We start from the raw sequence: 16400 nt of genomic DNA, 5'->3' as shown, positions 1-16400 counted from the left end.
GAATGGCTGCAGTCTGCCATCGGGCGGTTAAGGGAAGCCTCAAGGGGAACGGTTAACCCCGCTTAGGGCTCAAGCGGCGCTCCATCCGCACTGATGGCCGCGGTTCTGCTCTTCCAGCCAGACGTTCAGCGGGGCGAAATAGTCGGCGATGGCCGAGGCGTCGTTGCCGTCGTCGCCGGTAAACGCCTTCATCGCCTCCTGCCAAGGCTGCGACTGCCCCATCTGCAGCATGGCGTTGAAGCGGGCGCCGACTTCCTTGTTCCCATAGACCGAGCAGCGATGCAGCGGCCCGGTCCAACCCGCCTGCTTGCAGGCCGCGCGCTGGAACTGGAACTGATAGATGGCCGCCAAGAAGTAGCGGGTGTAAGGCGTGTTGCCGGGCACATGGTATTTGGCGCCCGGATCGAAGGCGTTGGCCGGACGCGGACCCGGTGGGACCAGACCCTGATACTGCAGCATGTCGGCGGTCCAGGCGGTATTGTAGGCGGCCGGCGCCGTCTCGCCCGAGAAGACGTCCCAGCGCCAGCGGTCGACCATCAGGCCGAACGGCAGGAAGGCGATCTTGTCCAAGGCCATCTTGAGCAGGAAGGGAATGTCCTCTTCCGCGCCCGGCGTGGTCTTCAACAGGCCGATCTGGTTCAGATAGGTGGGGGTGAGGGCCGACAGGCCGACGAAGTCGCCGATGGCCTCGTGGAAGCCGTCGTTGGCGCCGTTGCGGAACAGCATGGGCTGGTTCTTGTAGGCCCGCTGATAGTAGTTGTGACCCAGCTCGTGGTGGACGGTGTAGAAGTCGTCGCCGTTGACGTTGGTGCACATCTTGATGCGGATGTCGTCGGCGTTGTCCAGATTCCAGGCCGAGGCGTGACAGACGACCTCGCGGTCGCGTGGGCGGGTGATCTGGCTGCGTTCCCAGAAGGTCTGGGGCAGGGGATCGAGGCCCATCGACACGTAGAAGCCCTCGCCCGTCTTGACCATTTTCGTCGCGTCGTAATCGGTGGACTTGAGCAGTTCGGTCAGGTCGTAGCTGGAGGCGCCGCCCGAGGCCGGGGCGACCACGTCGTAGATATTGCCCCACTGCTGGGACCACATATTGCCCAGCAGATCGGCGCGGATCGGACCGTGATTGGGTTGCACCGCATCGCCGTATTTGGCGTTCAGCCGAGCGCGCACATAGCAGTGCAGGTTCTCGTAGAAGGGCTTCACCTGCGCCCACAGCCGGTCGGTCTCGGCGGCGAAATCGTCGGCGGGCATGTCGTAGCCTGAGCGCCACAGGGCGCCGGTGTCGGCGAATCCCAGCTCGCGCGAGCCTTCGTTGGCGATCTCGACCATCCGGGCATAGTCGTCGCGCATCACCGGCGAGATGGTGCGCCAGCCTTCGTACAGGGCCTTGGTCTCTTCAGGGTCGCGGCTGTCGGCCAGGATCAGCGAGGCGTCGTCCAGGGTGATCTGATGGCCCTTGAAGTCGAACTTGCCGGTCGAATAGGTCGAGTCCAGTCGCGTCGTGATCTGGGCCAGTTCGTCGGCGGCGCCGGGGCGGTTGGGCGCCGGCAGGACCAAGCTGAGGCGCAGCAGGTTCAGCTTGCGGCGCACGACGGGATCGACCTGGACTTCGTTGAACTTGGCCGCCTGATTGGCCAGTTGGACCTGAAGCTCGGTCGCCTCGGCGTTAGCCCTGGATTCCAGCCACATGGTGTCGAAGGTGATGTTGGTGGCGCGCGCCCATTGGATGCGGGCGACATATTCGCTGACCTCGGCCCACTTCGTCTCGGCGTCGGCGACGAAGGCGGTCGCCCCGTCGGCGGTGATCGGATAGTCGGCCTTTACGCCGGTCGCGGGCGGTGCGGGCGTGGTCGAAGCCGTCTGCTCGGTTCCCGCGGTGCGCGCGGCGGGCGAGGGAGTGCTGGCGCAGCCGGCGGCGAAGGCGAGGGCGCAGACCGCGACGGCGGTCATCATCTGACGCTTCATGGTGGATCTCCTGAACAGCCGGTGCAGGAGAGGCGAGGCCTGGGCGCCCGTCAAGCGGAACGGTTCAGCCCCGGCCGACGACGCAGGCGTTCAGCCCTTCGTTGCGCACCGTGCCCATGGCCGCCTGGACGCGCGACGCCCTTCTGCGGACATAGGGACCAGGCGCGGCCGCCTGGTAACGACGCGGGGCCGGCAGGATGGCGGCCAGACGCGCGGCCTCGCGCGGGCTAAGGTCGCGGGCGTCCTTGCCGAACCAGTGGCGCGAGGCGGCCTGGGCGCCGTAGACGCCGGGCGCCCATTCCACCACGTTCAGATAGACCTCCATGATCCGGCGCTTGGACCAGACCGTCTCGATCAGCACGGTGTAACCCGCCTCCAGCCCCTTGCGGATCCAGTCGCGGCCCGGCCACAGGAAGACGTTCTTGGCCGTCTGCTGGCTGATGGTCGATCCGCCCCGGATGCGTCCGCCCTCCGCATTATGATCCAGCGCCTTCTGGATCGCCTCCATGTCGAAGCCGTGGTGGCTGCAGAAACGGGCGTCCTCGGCGGCGATGGCGGCGTTCACGAGGTTTGGCGAAATCTGGTTCAGACCGCGCCACTGGTAGTCCATGCCCTCGCCGCGCGCGAGCTGGCGCAGCATCAGGATCGTCGGCGGCGGCGGCGCGACGGCGACGATCAGCACGCCGGCGACCGGGATCAGGGCCAGGATCAGAAGGGCGCTCAACCCAACCCGACGCCAGCTCTTGCGACCCTTGGCCATCAGAGAATGATCACGCCGGCGGCGCCGTCCTCGTCGGCCCAGGCGACCTTATCGACGGCGGGGCTGAGCGACAGGGCGACGATGGCCGGCCCCTTCTCGGCCTTGACGAAGTTCAGGCCCTGGGCGGCCGGATGCGCCACCCAGACCCGACCGTCGGTCAGGCCGGCGGCCAGCAGTCCCTGGTCGGCGCGGGCAGAGACCAGATTGACCAGGGTGGTGTCGTCATAACCGATCTCGGTCGCCTCGCGGCCCATCGGACCGTTCGATCCGATGAAGGGCCACAGCACTGCGCCCTGCGCGCCCGAAGTCGCCATTAGCTGACCATTGGCTAGGAAGGCCATCGACCGCACCTTGCCCGGATAGCCGCCCATCCGCAGGTTCTTGGCGTCCTTGATGCGCCAGCCGTGCATCTGGTTATCCTGCATGGTCGTGACGACGAAGGCGCCGTCGGGCGAGAAGGCGACGCCGGTGTGCGATCCGGCCCAGGCCAGCTTAACCGGCTGCTGCTTCTCGATCCGCGCATACCACAGCGCCGCCCCGCCATAGGTCGAGGTCGCGATACGCCGGCCCTTGGGCTCGAAGGCGACGCCGGAGACGGTGCGTTCGTGCTGGATGTCGCGGCGGAAACCGACGTCGTTGGGATCGATCACCGACAGGGTGCGGCCGAAGGAAAAGGCGATCAGGCCCGAGGCCGGCGAGGCGTCGATGGCGTCGATCCACTGGTTCTTGGCCGTAGCCAGGACGGCTGTATCCTCGTCGCGGCGGCTCCAGACGACCTTGCCGTCGTCGCCGCCGGTGACGATCCCGTCGCCGGACGGATGGACGCAGGCGCACAGGACGGCCCCGTCATGGGCCTCGACTCGTGTGCGGTCCTCGAACCGGACAGAGCCGTCGCCGAGGGCGAAGACGGCGCCGGCGTTGTCGAACAGGGCGGCGGTGACCTGGGCGTCGAAATCGAAGTTCATAGGCCGCATGTAGCGATCCGGCCTCGCCACGTCACCTTCTGCGTGACGTCGTCGTCCTAGACCGGGTCGGTCGGCTTGGGCTCGACCGGCGCAGGGGCGGCCTGGGCCTTGGCGGGTTCGTCGGGCAGGGGGATGAACTCCAGGTCGTCGGCGTGCGGCAGTTTCATCCGGCCAGCCTTCCAGTCCGCCTTGGCCTGGTCGATCCGGGCCTGGCTGGAGGCGACGAAGTTCCACCAGATCAGCCGTTCGCCCACCGGCTCTCCGCCCAGCACCATGACGGTCGACTGGACCAGAGCCTTGACCGTCGGTTCGGCCGTCGGCTCCAGCACGATCATTTGACCCTCGTGGAAGGTGCGGTCGCCGACCTCGATAGCGCCCTTGGCCACATAGAGGGCGCGCTCGCTCATGCCCCCCGCCCCCTTGCCGGACGGCGGCGCCGTGCGAACGCCGGGCTGAAGCTCCCAATGGATATAGAACAGCGGCGACGACACCGGCACGGCGGCCTTGGCGCCATAGGCTTCGCCCGCGACGAGGCGCGCGAAGAGGCCGCCGTTCTCATAGGCGGGCTGGGCGTCCTCGCCCAGGTGATGGAAGGCCGGATCGATGTCCTCGGCCTCGTCGGGCAGGGCGACCCAGGCCTGCATGCCGTGCATCGGCCCGCCGGTGCTCTTTCTCAGCGGATCGGTGCGTTCGGAATGGACGATGCCCTTGCCGGCCGTCATCCAGTTGACCTCGCCCGGCCGGATCGCCTGATCATAGCCGAGGTTGTCGTGGTGCATGATCTCGCCCTCGAACAGATAGGTCAGGGTCGATAGGCCGATGTGGGGGTGCGGCCGCACGTCGATGGCCGTCGCGCCCGCCGCGAACTCGGCTGGCCCCATCTGGTCCAGAAAGATGAAGGGCCCGACCATCCGGCGTGAATGGAAGGGCAGGACGCGCCCGACCTCGAACCCGCCCAGGTCCTTGCGTCGCGCGTCGATCACCAGTTCGATCATGGTCGTCATCCTCAGGCGGATCGGCCCGCCTGAGCGACGTTATCCGACGTGAGGCGTGATGATGCCAAGAGGCAGGGCGGTCACATTCTTCACGCCGCGCGTGACGATGTGGCTTTCGCAGTCCGAGACGATGCCCAGGGCCAGCAGTTTCTCGCGCAAGAACAGGTCGAAGGCGTGCATGTCAGAGGTGATGATGCGCAGCACATAGTCCTCGCGCCCGGTAATGGTCGCGCATTGGACCACCTCCGGCCATTTGGCCACGGCGGCTTCGAACAGGTTCAGATTGTCGGCCGAGGGCAGCATCAGTTTGACGATGGCGTAGACCTCGAAGTCCAGGCCCAGCAGTTGCGCGTTCAGCAGGGTGACCCGCTTGGTGATCAGGCCGGAATCTTCCAGCCGCTTGATCCGCCGCCAGCAGGGCGAGGCCGACAGTCCGACGCGATCCGCGACCTCCGCGACCGACAGCCCGGCGTCTTGCTGCAGGATATCCAGGATGCGGGCGTCGATGGGGTCGAGTTCGTCGGCCAATGCGTTTCTCCGATTATGATTATCGCGAAATAAAATACCCGATATCGGGATTGTGCAAGGTCAATTTGAGCGAGCACCTGCTTAGGGGCCGTGTTATCACACGTCCAGAGGAAACACGGACGGACCCCGAATGGATATGGACGCCCGCATGAACGACGAAAACGTGAAAAAGAACAGTCAGCCCCTGTCATTGCGCGTGCCGGAACCGTCCGGCCGACCCGGCGATGCGCCGGACTTCAGCCACCTGCTGATGGACCCCGCCGGCGTGGTCGAACGGCCCGAGGTCGGATCAACGCCGTACGAGATGCGCGATCTCGCCTTCCGCCTGATTCGGGTGCTGGACGACGAGGGCAATGCCGTCGGGCCGTGGAACCCGCGCCTGGATCCCGAGACCCTGCGTCGCGGCCTGAAGGCCATGATCCTGACGCGCGCCTTCGACGACCGGATGCACCGCGCCCACCGCCAGGGCAAGACCAGCTTCTATATGAAGTGCACCGGCGAAGAGGCCATTGCGGTCGCGCAGGGCATGCTGCTGTCGCGCGAGGACATGGGCTTTCCTACCTATCGCCAGCAGGGGCTTCTGATCGCGCGCGGCTATCCGCTGGTGGAGATGATGAACCAGATTTACTCGAACGCGGCGGATCCGATCAAAGGCCGCCAGCTGCCGATCATGTATTCCGCCAAGGACTACGGCTTCTTCACCATCAGCGGCAATCTGGGCACCCAGGTGCCCCAGGCGGTCGGCTGGGCCATGGCCAGCGCCTATAAGGGCGACGACAAGATCGCCATCAGCTGGATCGGCGATGGCGCCACGGCCGAGGGCGACTTCCACAACGCCCTGACCTTCGCCAGCGTCTATCGCGCCCCGGTGATCCTGAACGTCGTCAACAACCAGTGGGCCATTTCGTCCTTCCAGGGCATCGCCGGCGGGCTTGAGACCACCTTCGCCTCCAAGGCCATCGGCTATGGACTGCCGGCCCTGCGGGTGGATGGCAACGATTTCCTGGCGGTGTGGGCCGCGACCCAGTGGGCCGAGGAGCGCGCCCGGTCGAACCAGGGGGCGACGGTGATCGAACTGTTCACCTATCGCGGCGCCCCGCACTCGACCTCCGACGATCCCAGCCGCTATCGCCCCGGCGACGAGCACGAGAAATGGCCGTTGGGCGACCCGCTGGACCGGCTGCGCCAGCACCTGACCGTCATCGGCGAATGGGATGACGAGCGCCACGCCACGGCCCTGCGCGAGGCGGTCGAACAGGTCCGCGCCGCCGGCAAGGAATCCGAGGCCATCGGCACCCTGGGTCAGTCGCGCCCCAGCGTGAAGACGATGTTCGAAGAGGTCTATGCGACCGAAGACTGGCGGCTGATCGAACAGCGCCGCGAGGTGGGGGTCTGACCATGGCTGAGCAAACCACCTTCACCGACGCCGATCGCAACGACGGCGTTGAGCCGGACATGGTCGACCAGAACGCCGCCCCCGCCTCGGAAGCGACGGGTTCCGGCGTTGTCCCGATGAACATGATCCAGGCCCTGAACTCGGCCATCGACGTCAAGATGAGCGAGGACGCCAACGTCCTGTCGTTCGGCGAGGACGCCGGCTATTTCGGCGGCGTCTTCCGCGTCACCGACAAGCTTCAGCAGAAACACGGCCTGACCCGCAGCTTCGACGCCCCGATTTCGGAATGCGGCATCGTCGCCGCCGCCATCGGCATGGGCGCCTACGGCCTGCGTCCCGTGGTCGAGATCCAGTTCGCCGACTACATCTATCCGGCCTACGATCAGATCGTCTCGGAAGCGGCCAAGATGCGCTATCGCTCGGGCGGTCAGTTCACCAGCCCCATCGTGGTGCGTTCGCCCTACGGCGGCGGCATCTTCGGCGGCCAGACCCACAGCCAGTCGCCGGAAAGCCTGTTCACCCATATCGCCGGCCTGAAGGTCGTCATTCCGTCCAACCCCTATGACGCCAAGGGTCTGTTGATCGCCGCCATCGAGGACGATGATCCGGTCGTCTTCTTCGAACCGAAACGCCTGTACAACGGCCCGTTCGACGGCTGGCACGAAAAGCCTGTCAGCCCGTGGAAGGCCCAGGACCTGGCCCAGGTGCCTACGGCTAAATATGTCGAGCCGATCGGCAAGGCGCGGGTCATGCGCGAGGGGAACGACGTGACCATCCTGGCCTATGGCACCATGGTCTGGGTGGCGCTGGCCGGCGCCGAACATGCGGGCGTGGACGCCGAGGTCATCGACCTGCGCTCGCTCGTGCCGCTGGATATCGAGACCATCGAGGCCAGCGTGAAGAAGACCGGCCGCTGCGTCATCGTGCACGAGGCGCCCAAGACCTCGGGCTTCGGCGGGGAACTGTCGGCCCTGGTGCAGGAGCGCTGCTTCTATCATCTGGAGGCGCCCATCGCGCGCGTCACCGGCTGGGACACGCCCTATCCCCATGCTTTCGAATGGGAATATTTCCCGGGGCCGCAACGGGTTTCAGACGCCTTGAAGAGCGTCATGACGGGAGGTCGTTAAGATGGGTCGTTTCGTCTTCAAACTGCCCGATGTTGGCGAAGGCACCGCCGAGGCCGAACTGGTCGGCTGGCACGTCAAGGTCGGCGACATCGTCGCCGAGGACCAGATCGTCGCCGACATCATGACCGACAAGGCCACGGTCGAGATCACCGCCCCGGTCAGCGGCAAGGTCGTCGCCCTACACGGCGAGCCCGGCGCCATGGTGCCGGTGCGCGGACCTCTGGTGGAGTTCGAGGTCGAGGGTGGCGGGAATGCGGAAGACAGCCCCTCCGTCTCTCCGCTTCGCTCCGAGCCACCTCCCCCCGCTTCGCGCGTGGAGGAGACGCCAAAGGCGACGGAGGGGCTCTCTGACGCCGCAACGCCCCCAGCCGGCAACTATGTCTTCAAACTGCCCGACGTCGGCGAAGGCACGGCAGAGGCCGAGCTGGTCGGCTGGCACGTCAAGGTCGGGGATGCGGTCGAGGAAGACCAGATCATCGCCGACATCATGACCGACAAGGCCACGGTCGAGATCACCTCGCCCGTCGCCGGAACGGTCGTCGCCCTGTATGGCGAGGCGGGTAAGTCGGTGCCGGTCGGCGGGCCTCTGGTGGCGTTCGATGTCGAGGGGCGGGGCAATGTCTCGACGCCCGTCGCGGCGTCGAAACCCACCCAAAAACCGGCAGAGAATTCGACGACGAATTCCGCTGTGACTTCGACGACTGCGGGTGCGATTTCGAAGACTTCGACTATCCCGTCCAAACCCGTTCCGGCCCTGACCGGCCGCGCCCCCGGCGAACGCCCGTCCGCTTCACCCGCCGTGCGCAACCGCGCCCGTGACCTGGGCGTGGACCTGACCTTCGTGCCCGGCTCCGGCCCGGCCGGTCGGATCACGCATGAGGACCTGGACGGCTTCATCGCGCGCGGGGGTTCGCAACCGGCGTCCGCCCCGTCCGGCGGCGCCTCGACCTATGCCAAGGCCGAAGGAACCACCGAGGTCCGCATCATCGGCCTGCGCCGCAAGATCGCGGAGAAGATGGCCGAGAGCGTGCGTCGCATTCCCCACATCACCTATGTGGAGGAGATCGACGTCACGGCGCTGGAGGAGCTGCGCGCCCACCTGAACGCGACGAAGCAAAAGGACCAGCCCAAGCTGAACCTGCTGCCCTTCATCGCCCGCGCAATCGTGGTCGCTCTGCGCGACCAGCCGCAGATAAACGCCACCTATGACGACGAGGCCGGCGTCCTGACCCAGCACGCCCCGGTCCATCTGGGCATCGCCGCCCAGACGCCGAACGGCCTGATGGTGCCGGTGGTCCGCCACGCCGAGGCGCGCGATCCTTACGACACGGCGTTGGAGATCGCCCGGGTCTCGGGCGCGGCCAAGGACGGTTCGGCCAAGCGCGAGGAACTGTCGGGCTCGACCATCACCATCACCTCGCTGGGCACCCTGGGCGGGGTGGTCCACACCCCGATCATCAACCACCCCGAGGTCGCCATCGTCGGTCCCAACAAGATCGCCGAACGGGTCGTGGTCCGCGACGGCCAGATGGTCGTGCGCAAGATGATGAACCTGTCGTCCAGCTTCGATCACCGCATCGTCGACGGCCACGACGCGGCGGTCTTCGTGCAGCGGATCAAGGGGCTGCTGGAACAGCCCGCGACCTTGTGGATGGGGTAAGGAGCCATATATGATATATGCGCAGTATATCATGGAGGCGTGAATGCGTATTCTAGTGGATGCAAACGAGGCTCAGGTCGCCGCTCTCGACGACTTGGCCAAGCTTGAGCAGCGCCCGCGCGCGGCTGTGATCCGCGCGGCCATCGACGACTATCTGGCCCGTCACCGCCGCAAGGGCGTTCAGGAAGCCTTCGGCTTGTGGGCCGACGGACCGGATGGCCTAGAGTTCCAAGAGAAGCTTCGCAGCGAATGGTAGCCGCGCTTTTCGATTCCAACATCCTCGTGGACCATTTGAGAGGGTTCCCGCAGGCGAAGGCTGAGATCGACCGCTACGAAGATCGCGCCATCAGTATCATCAGCTGGATGGAAGTCATGGTCGGCATTCCCGAGCATCTGGCCGAGCCAACTCGCCACTTCCTAGACGAGTTCACCGTGATCGGTTTGAACGGCACGGTGGCCGAGCGCGCCGTTTCACTGCGTAGGACGCGGCGTCTCAAACTGCCTGACGCCATCATCTGGGCGGCGGCGCAAACGACCGGTCGATTGCTGGTCACTCGCAATACGAAGGATTTCCCGACCGACGAGCCGGGCGTCCGCACTCCCTATATTCTGTGACAGGCCTCGCTATGCAGCAGCTCAAGACCAAAGTCCTCATCATCGGCGCGGGCACCGGCGGCTATGTCGCGGGCATCCGTTGCGGTCAGTTGGGCCTGGACACCGTGCTGGTGGACGGCGGCGACGGGCTGGGCGGGACCTGCCTGAACGTCGGCTGTATTCCTTCCAAGGCCATCATCCATGCGGCGGGCAAGTTCGAGACCGTAGCCAAGGCGGCCGGCGGCGGGACGCTGGGGATCACGGCTGCGGCGCCGGCCATCGACCTGAAACAGACGGTCGCGTGGAAGGACGGCATCGTCCGTAAGCTGAACGCCGGGGTCGCGGCCCTGCTGAAGAAGGCCAAGGTCAAGGTGATCAAGGGCTGGGCGAAGTTCGAGGACGCCAAGACCTGCATCGTCCAGACCGACGACGGCGAGATACGCATCACCGCCGAACACGTCATTCTGGCCACGGGGTCCGAGCCGGTCGAACTGCCCTTCCTGCCGTTCGGCGGCGACGTCATCTCCTCGACCGAGGCGCTGAGCCTGTCGGAGGTTCCGAAGAAGCTGGTCGTCGTCGGCGGCGGCTATATCGGGCTGGAACTGGGCATCGCCTTCAGGAAGCTGGGCGCCGAGGTGGCCATCGTCGAAATGGCCGAGCGCATCCTGCCGCTCTACGACAAGGCCCTGACCGATCCGGTCGCGAAGTGGCTGGAGAAGCACGGGGTCGAGTTGCACCTGGGCGCACGCGCCGGCGGGTTCGGCGACGGGAAACTGTCGATCACGACCAGGGACGGCGAACCGCTGCAACTGGACGCCGACAAGGTGCTGGTCACGGTCGGCCGTCGGCCGCGCACGCAAGGGTGGGGTCTGGAGAACATGGGCGTCGCCATGGCCGGGCCGTTCGTGAAGATCGACAACCGCTGCGCCACCAGCATGAAGAATGTCTGGGCCGTCGGCGACCTGACCGGCGAACCCATGCTGGCGCACAAGGGTTCTGCTCAGGGCGAGGTGGTCGCGGAGATCATTGCCGGTCATGACCGGGTCTTCGATCCCGTCACCATCGCCGCCGTCTGTTTCACCGAGCCGGAGATCGTTTCCGCCGGTCTGGGCCCGAACGATGTCGCGGGCCGCGACGACGTGATCCAGTCGGTCTTCCCCTTCGCCGCCATCGGCCGAGCCCTAGCGATCGAAGCGGGCGAGGACGGCGGCTTCGTCCGGGTCATCGCCTCCAAGTCCGATCACCGCATCCTGGGTATCCAGGCGGTGGGCCAGCATGTGTCGGAATTGTCCAACAGCTTCGCCCAGATGCTGGAGATGGGGGCGGTGCTGGAGGATGTTGCGGGAACCATCCACATTCACCCGACGCTGGGCGAGGCCTTCCATGAGGCGTCCTTGCGCGCCCTCGGGCACGCGATCCATATTTGAGGCCGTTGCCCGAAGTTCGGCGCCTTCTCCCTAAAGTTCGTCATCCTAGGCCTTGTGCCTAGGATCCATACACTCGCTGTCGAAGACGTCGCATTCTTTCCCAGCACCGGGATTCTGGATCCTAGGCACAAGGCCTAGGATGACGGGGTGTGGGGTGGGAGGCTGACCCTAAAGCCGCTCCAGCCGCTTCGCGTGGTTCGCCACCATGCGCAGCGCCAGGCCGTCGGGCAGGAAGCGGGCCAGGCCGGCCATGACATTGTTCATGACGCCGGGCGTGACGCTGGGGCGGTTGGCCTCGCAGGCGTCGTAGCCGATGCGGGCTACGCGGGCGGCGTCCATCCACATCCAGGCCGGATAGGCGGTCGAGACCTGCTCGCGCGAGCCGTTGACGTCGTGAAACTCGGTCAGGGTGTAGCCGGGGTTCAGGACCGTGACGTGGACGCCGGTCCCCAGCGTCTCCAGATACAGGCCCTGCGACGCCTTGATCAGGAAGCTCTTGATCGGGCCATACAGGGTGTCGCCGCCGGTGGCGGGCATCTGGCCGGCCAAGGAGGCCACGTTCAGCACCCGGCCGAAGCCACGCTGGATCATGCCGGGCAGCAGCAGGCGCGACAACTCGACCGGCGCGGTCAGCATGACCTGGATCATGGCGCGATGGGCGCCCAGGTCCGTGTCAAGAAAGCCGGTGACGCGGCTGAAACCCGCATTGTTGACCAGACCGTCGATGCTCAGGCCGCGAGATGCGACGGCGGCGACCAGCCGTTCCGGTGCGGCGGGGTCGGACAGGTCTTCGGGGATGACGGTCGCGGCGACGCCGTGGGAGGCGGTCAGTTCGTCGGCCAGAGCCTGCAGCGGGCCTTCACGACGCGCGGTCAGGATCAGGTTCCAGCCCCTGGCTGCATAGGTCCGGGCGAGCGCTGCGCCGATGCCGGCCGAGGCGCCCGTGATCAGAACCGTGCGGCTCATCCGACCGTCAGGCCGCGACGGGGCAGGACTTGTGCGGCGCATAGGCGGCCAGCGAGATCGGATTCTCGGCCAACAGGTCCGCGATGGTGATCTTGGACAGGGCTTCGGTCGCGGCCTCGTCGGCGGCGGTCAGGGCCTTGGCGACCTGGCGCGGAATATGTTCGCTGATCGGGCAGCCCTTGGCGCCGGCGGGGGGCGAGCCGATGTGGGCGCAGCCGTTCACGGCCTTCAGCACCTCGTCCAGCCGGATGTCCTCTGGCCGACGCAGCAGCCACGAGCCGCCGGTGGCGCCGGGACGGGTGGCGATCAGCCCGGCCTTGGCCAGCAGGGCCGTCACGCGACGGACCACGACGGGGTTGGTCGGGATGGACGAGGCCAGCACCCCGCTGGGCGCCGCCTGGGCAGGGCCATAGGCGCCCTTGTGGGCCATATAGGCCAGGGCATGGGCGGCGACGGGGAAGCGCTGGCTGTCTGACATGATTTTGTTCCTAGTGTGAAAATAGGCGCTCATGGCCTGAATCACAAATCGATCCGCAGAACGCCGAAACCGAATCCCCTTCGGCACGATTGAAGACCGCGCGGAATGAGCCTAAAGGCTCGCCGCTTTGAAGGGACCGACGCCGCGTCGGAGACCCGGAGGATACGCATGGCCGGGGATACTCCCCACGACGCGGGCGCTCTCCCCGCCGCGTCGAACACGCCGGACAAACCCACCCACGCCACGGGACCCGAGTCCCACGCCCAAGGGGGCCAGATCGCCAAGCACGGCGGCTTCTGGGCTCTGACCGTGGGTGCGATCGGCGTGGTGTTCGGCGACATCGGCACCAGTCCGCTTTACGCCCTGCGCGAAGCGATCGCCCATGCCCAGTCGGGCGTCGGCGGGGACCTGGCCGTGATCGGCGTCGTCTCCCTGGCCTTCTGGGCCCTGATGGTGGTGGTGACGTTCAAATACGTCTTCTTCCTGATGCGCGCCGACAACAAGGGCGAGGGCGGCACCCTGTCGCTGATGGCCCTGGCCCAGGTCGCCGTCGGTCGACGCAGCGCCTGGATCTTCATCCTGGGCGTCTGCGGCGCGGCCCTTTTCTATGGCGACGGCATCATCACGCCCGCCATTTCCGTGCTGTCGGCGGTGGAAGGATTGCAGGACGCGCCCGGTCTGGCGGGCAAGCTGGACGCCTTCATCGTGCCGATCTCGGCCGGCATCCTGATCGCCCTGTTCATGGTCCAGTCGCGCGGCACCGCCAGCCTGGCCAAATATTTCGGCCCGATCACCGCCGTATGGTTCCTGAGCCTGGGCGCGCTGGGTCTGTATCATATCTTCGACGACATCAGCGTGCTGCGCGCCCTGTCGCCCCACTATGGCGTCATGCTTCTGATCAATGACGGCTTTTTGGGCTTCATCATCCTGGGCAGCGTCTTTCTGGCCGTGACCGGGGCCGAGGCCCTGTATGCGGACATGGGCCATTTTGGAAAGGCGCCGATCCGCATGGGTTGGCTGGCCTTCGTCCTGCCCTGCCTGACGTTGAACTATCTGGGTCAGGGCGCCCTGATCCTGGACAATCCGGCCGCTGCGGAAAATCCGTTCTGGAACATGGTGCCGCAGTTCGCCTATTGGCCCATGCTGATTCTGGCGACCGCGGCCACCGTCATCGCCTCTCAGGCCGTGATCACCGGCGCCTTCTCGGTCACGCAACAGGCCGTCCAATTGGGTCTGTTGCCGCGCATCGACATCAGAAACACGTCCGAGACCCAGGCCGGGCAGATCTTCGTGCCGGCGGTGAACACCTTCCTGATGATCGGGGTGCTGGTGCTGCTGGTCGTGTTCCAAAGCTCGCACAATCTGACCGCCGCCTATGGCGTGGCGGTGACGGGGACCATGCTGGTCAATACGCTGATGGCCTATTCCGTCATTCGCAAGGGCTGGAAATGGCCGATGTGGGCGGTGGCCGGGACCCTCATTCCGTTCGCCTTCATCGACAGCGTCTTCCTGACCTCCAATCTGCTGAAGATCCCCGACGGAGCCTGGATGCCGCTGGTGCTGGGCGCCTGTCTGGTGGTGATCATGTGGACCTGGGTGCGCGGCACCCAGATCCTGACCGCCAAGACGCGCAAGGACAGCCTGCCCCTGAACGACCTGATCGAGATGTTGCAGGCCCGTCCGCCGCACCGCGCGCCCGGTATGGCCATTTTCCTGACCAGCGACCCGGACGTCGCCCCCGTCGCCCTGATGCACAATCTCAAGCACAACAAGGTGCTGCACGAGAAGAACGTCATCCTGACGGTCCGCACCTCCGAACGGCCGCGCGTCAAGGAGGCCGACCGGGTCAAGATGGAGCCGATCAACGACGACTTCAAAAAGGTCACGGTCACATACGGCTTCATGGAAACGCCGAACGTGCCGCGCGCTCTGGGTCTGTGTCGCAAGCAGGGGCTGAAGTTCGACATCATGTCGACCAGCTTCTTCCTGGGTCGCCGCTCGCTGATCCCGTCGGCGCGACAGGGCATGCCGTTGTGGCAGGACCGGCTGTTCATCTTCCTGATGCGCAACGCGGCCAATCCGACCGACTTCTTCCATATTCCCCCCGGCCGCGTGGTCGAGCTGGGCGCGCAGGTGGCCGTATGAGTGCTGAGGGACGAGGCGGACAGAGTTCGCAGGCGCGTGGGCGCCGCATGGCTGTCAAGGGTCGCCTGCGCCCCGCTCCGGCCGTGGACGCCGCCCCCGCACCGTCGCAGGACGACATCGGCGTCGAGGCCCGGGTGGTCGCCGGCATCCTGCTGAACGCGGCCTTGGAAAAGCGCAACGGCCTGGACGAAGCCCTGTCGCAACCGGCCGCCCGCGCGCTGGAGCCCGTGGACCGCGCCTTCGCCCGCGCCGTGGCGATGGCGGCCCTGCGTCGCCTGGGCGAGATCGATCATATCCTGAACCGCCGCCTGAAGAAGTCCCCGCCCGAGGCCGTCCGCACCCTGATGCGCATCGCCCTGGCCCAGACCCTGGTGCTTGAAACCCCCGCCTTCGCCGCGGTCTCCACGGCCGTGAAACTGGCCGAGCGCGATCCCAAGACCCGGCCCTACAAGAACCTGGTCAACGCCGTGCTGCGTGGCGTCGGTCGCGAAGGCCCCGGCCTGACCACGGCCGAGAGCAATCTGCCCGACTGGATCGCCGCCCGCTGGAAGGCGACCTATGGCGAGGCCGCCCTGGCCGGTCTGGCGCTCGCCGCACGCGAGGAACCGGCGACCGATCTCAGCCTGAAGCCCGGCGTCGATCCCGCAGCCGTAGCCGCCGCCGTCGAGGGCGAGGCGCTTGAGGGTGGAACCGTGCGCACCGGCCGTCGCGGCGATGTCGCCTCCTGGCCCGGCTTCGACGACGGCGACTGGTGGGTGCAGGACGCCGCCGCCGCCGTACCCGGTCGTCTGCTGGACGTGAAACCGGGCGAGACCGCCCTGGACATGTGCGCCGCGCCGGGCGGCAAGACCCTGCAACTGGCCGCCGCCGGCGCCTCGGTCGTCGCCCTGGACCGTTCGGCCCCACGCCTGAAACGCCTGACCCAGAACCTGGAGCGCACCGGCCTGACCGCCGAGGTGATCGCCGTTCCCGCCGAAGACTGGGAGGACGCCCGCACCTTCGACGCCGTCCTGTTGGACGCCCCCTGCACGGCCACCGGCACCTTCCGCCGCAATCCGGAAGTCCTGCGCGCCACCAAGCCCGCCGAGGTCGCCAAACTGGCCGATGTCCAGCACCGCCTGCTCGACGTCGCCGCCGAACGGGTCAAGCCGGGCGGCCGGATGGTCTATTGCACCTGTTCGCTGGAACGCGAGGAGGGCGAGACCCAGATCATCGCCTTCCTGCGCCGCAACCCCGCCTTCCGCACCGTCGCCGCCGATCCGGCCGCCCTTGGCGCCCCGCCAGAGGCCCTGACGCCCGAAGGCTGGCTGCGCATCCTGCCCTCCATGTGGGCCGAACACGGCGGCCTCGACGGCTTCTTCGCCGCCAGGCTGGAACGGGTTTCCTGAGCGGGA

Annotated in this window: 15 protein-coding genes; 8 read left to right on the top strand and 7 right to left on the bottom strand. The window is 66.7% G+C overall.

The features are described from left to right. Positions 1 to 69: 69 nt before the first annotated feature. The 5 genes from EGY25_RS06595 to EGY25_RS06575 all read right to left on the bottom strand — a co-directional run bounded on the left by EGY25_RS06595 (position 70) and on the right by EGY25_RS06575 (position 5213). Positions 70 to 1965 carry a M2 family metallopeptidase gene (locus EGY25_RS06595; protein ID WP_135194235.1) on the bottom strand — a complete coding sequence of 632 codons (1896 nt, stop codon included), beginning with the start codon at positions 1963 to 1965 and terminating at the stop codon, positions 70 to 72. Positions 1966 to 2029: 64 nt separating this feature from the next. Further along, the gene (mtgA, locus tag EGY25_RS06590; RefSeq protein WP_135194234.1) at positions 2030 to 2725 is read right to left on the bottom strand and encodes a monofunctional biosynthetic peptidoglycan transglycosylase; all 696 of its coding nucleotides are present in this window, start codon (positions 2723 to 2725) and stop codon (positions 2030 to 2032) included. After that, positions 2725 to 3690 carry a WD40 repeat domain-containing protein gene (locus EGY25_RS06585; RefSeq protein WP_135195548.1) on the bottom strand — a complete coding sequence of 322 codons (966 nt, stop codon included), beginning with the start codon at positions 3688 to 3690 and terminating at the stop codon, positions 2725 to 2727. Before EGY25_RS06585 ends, mtgA begins: the two co-directional genes overlap by 1 nt. 56 nt (positions 3691 to 3746) lie before the next feature. Next, a complete protein-coding gene (locus tag EGY25_RS06580; RefSeq protein WP_135194233.1) occupies positions 3747 to 4685 on the bottom strand; it encodes a pirin family protein in 939 nt (312 codons plus the stop codon). Between the two features lie 39 nt (positions 4686 to 4724). Further along, positions 4725 to 5213, bottom strand: a complete 489-nt coding sequence (locus tag EGY25_RS06575; RefSeq protein WP_135194232.1) for an Lrp/AsnC family transcriptional regulator — start codon at positions 5211 to 5213, stop codon at positions 4725 to 4727. 148 nt (positions 5214 to 5361) lie between these two features. On the opposite strand from EGY25_RS06575, the gene EGY25_RS06570 reads away from it, so the two are divergent. From EGY25_RS06570 to lpdA, 6 genes are read left to right on the top strand one after another with little or no spacing between them, the layout of a single operon-like run. Next, positions 5362 to 6609: a thiamine pyrophosphate-dependent enzyme gene (locus EGY25_RS06570; RefSeq protein WP_245159380.1), complete on the top strand. Its 1248-nt coding sequence runs from the start codon at positions 5362 to 5364 to the stop codon at positions 6607 to 6609. A 2-nt stretch (positions 6610 to 6611) separates the two neighbouring features. Beyond that, positions 6612 to 7736: an alpha-ketoacid dehydrogenase subunit beta gene (locus EGY25_RS06565; RefSeq protein WP_209308009.1), complete on the top strand. Its 1125-nt coding sequence runs from the start codon at positions 6612 to 6614 to the stop codon at positions 7734 to 7736. 1 nt (position 7737) lies between these two features. Further along, the gene (locus EGY25_RS06560; RefSeq protein ID WP_135194231.1) at positions 7738 to 9396 is read left to right on the top strand and encodes a 2-oxo acid dehydrogenase subunit E2; all 1659 of its coding nucleotides are present in this window, start codon (positions 7738 to 7740) and stop codon (positions 9394 to 9396) included. A 43-nt stretch (positions 9397 to 9439) separates the two neighbouring features. Beyond that, positions 9440 to 9652, top strand: a complete 213-nt coding sequence (locus EGY25_RS06555) for a ribbon-helix-helix protein, CopG family (RefSeq protein ID WP_135194230.1) — start codon at positions 9440 to 9442, stop codon at positions 9650 to 9652. Beyond that, complete coding sequence (locus EGY25_RS06550) at positions 9646 to 10011, top strand: type II toxin-antitoxin system VapC family toxin (protein ID WP_135194229.1); 366 nt, start codon at positions 9646 to 9648, stop codon at positions 10009 to 10011. Before EGY25_RS06555 ends, EGY25_RS06550 begins: the two co-directional genes overlap by 7 nt. A gap of 11 nt (positions 10012 to 10022) precedes the next feature. After that, positions 10023 to 11417: a dihydrolipoyl dehydrogenase gene (gene lpdA, locus EGY25_RS06545; RefSeq protein ID WP_135194228.1), complete on the top strand. Its 1395-nt coding sequence runs from the start codon at positions 10023 to 10025 to the stop codon at positions 11415 to 11417. Positions 11418 to 11585: 168 nt separating this feature from the next. On the opposite strand, the gene EGY25_RS06540 is transcribed toward lpdA, so the two are convergent. Continuing rightward, positions 11586 to 12383 carry an SDR family NAD(P)-dependent oxidoreductase gene (locus EGY25_RS06540; protein ID WP_135194227.1) on the bottom strand — a complete coding sequence of 266 codons (798 nt, stop codon included), beginning with the start codon at positions 12381 to 12383 and terminating at the stop codon, positions 11586 to 11588. A 7-nt stretch (positions 12384 to 12390) separates the two neighbouring features. Continuing rightward, on the bottom strand, positions 12391 to 12861 hold the full coding sequence (locus tag EGY25_RS06535) for an Rrf2 family transcriptional regulator (protein ID WP_135194226.1): 471 nt from the start codon (positions 12859 to 12861) through the stop codon (positions 12391 to 12393). Between the two features lie 168 nt (positions 12862 to 13029). On the opposite strand from EGY25_RS06535, the gene EGY25_RS06530 reads away from it, so the two are divergent. Together EGY25_RS06530 and EGY25_RS06525 are read left to right on the top strand one after the other, a co-directional pair. After that, positions 13030 to 15006, top strand: a complete 1977-nt coding sequence (locus EGY25_RS06530) for a potassium transporter Kup (protein WP_135194225.1) — start codon at positions 13030 to 13032, stop codon at positions 15004 to 15006. Positions 15007 to 15053: 47 nt separating this feature from the next. Next, entirely contained in the window at positions 15054 to 16394 is a 1341-nt protein-coding gene (locus EGY25_RS06525; RefSeq protein WP_135194224.1) for an RsmB/NOP family class I SAM-dependent RNA methyltransferase, read from the top strand. Positions 16395 to 16400: the final 6 nt, after the last annotated feature.

It is taken from the genome of Brevundimonas intermedia (assembly GCF_004614235.1).
GTDB classification, from domain to species: Bacteria; Pseudomonadota; Alphaproteobacteria; order Caulobacterales; family Caulobacteraceae; genus Brevundimonas; species Brevundimonas intermedia_A.
Note: the sequence above shows the minus strand (reverse complement) of the source record. Positions and strands in the feature narration are given on the sequence as shown.

What these genes read in the sequence shown, in the direction of transcription:
- EGY25_RS06595 (WP_135194235.1), bottom strand. Translation starts at nt 1,965, where the DNA reads ATGAAGCGTCAGATGATGACCGCCGTCGCGGTCTGCGCCCTCGCCTTC.
- mtgA (WP_135194234.1), bottom strand. Translation starts at nt 2,725, where the DNA reads ATGGCCAAGGGTCGCAAGAGCTGGCGTCGGGTTGGGTTGAGCGCCCTT.
- EGY25_RS06585 (WP_135195548.1), bottom strand. Translation starts at nt 3,690, where the DNA reads ATGAACTTCGATTTCGACGCCCAGGTCACCGCCGCCCTGTTCGACAAC.
- EGY25_RS06580 (WP_135194233.1), bottom strand. Translation starts at nt 4,685, where the DNA reads ATGATCGAACTGGTGATCGACGCGCGACGCAAGGACCTGGGCGGGTTC.
- EGY25_RS06570 (WP_245159380.1), top strand. Translation starts at nt 5,362, where the DNA reads ATGAACGACGAAAACGTGAAAAAGAACAGTCAGCCCCTGTCATTGCGC.
- EGY25_RS06565 (WP_209308009.1), top strand. Translation starts at nt 6,612, where the DNA reads ATGGCTGAGCAAACCACCTTCACCGACGCCGATCGCAACGACGGCGTT.
- EGY25_RS06560 (WP_135194231.1), top strand. Translation starts at nt 7,738, where the DNA reads ATGGGTCGTTTCGTCTTCAAACTGCCCGATGTTGGCGAAGGCACCGCC.
- EGY25_RS06555 (WP_135194230.1), top strand. Translation starts at nt 9,440, where the DNA reads ATGCGTATTCTAGTGGATGCAAACGAGGCTCAGGTCGCCGCTCTCGAC.
- EGY25_RS06550 (WP_135194229.1), top strand. Translation starts at nt 9,646, where the DNA reads ATGGTAGCCGCGCTTTTCGATTCCAACATCCTCGTGGACCATTTGAGA.
- lpdA (WP_135194228.1), top strand. Translation starts at nt 10,023, where the DNA reads ATGCAGCAGCTCAAGACCAAAGTCCTCATCATCGGCGCGGGCACCGGC.
- EGY25_RS06540 (WP_135194227.1), bottom strand. Translation starts at nt 12,383, where the DNA reads ATGAGCCGCACGGTTCTGATCACGGGCGCCTCGGCCGGCATCGGCGCA.
- EGY25_RS06535 (WP_135194226.1), bottom strand. Translation starts at nt 12,861, where the DNA reads ATGTCAGACAGCCAGCGCTTCCCCGTCGCCGCCCATGCCCTGGCCTAT.
- EGY25_RS06530 (WP_135194225.1), top strand. Translation starts at nt 13,030, where the DNA reads ATGGCCGGGGATACTCCCCACGACGCGGGCGCTCTCCCCGCCGCGTCG.
- EGY25_RS06525 (WP_135194224.1), top strand. Translation starts at nt 15,054, where the DNA reads ATGGCTGTCAAGGGTCGCCTGCGCCCCGCTCCGGCCGTGGACGCCGCC.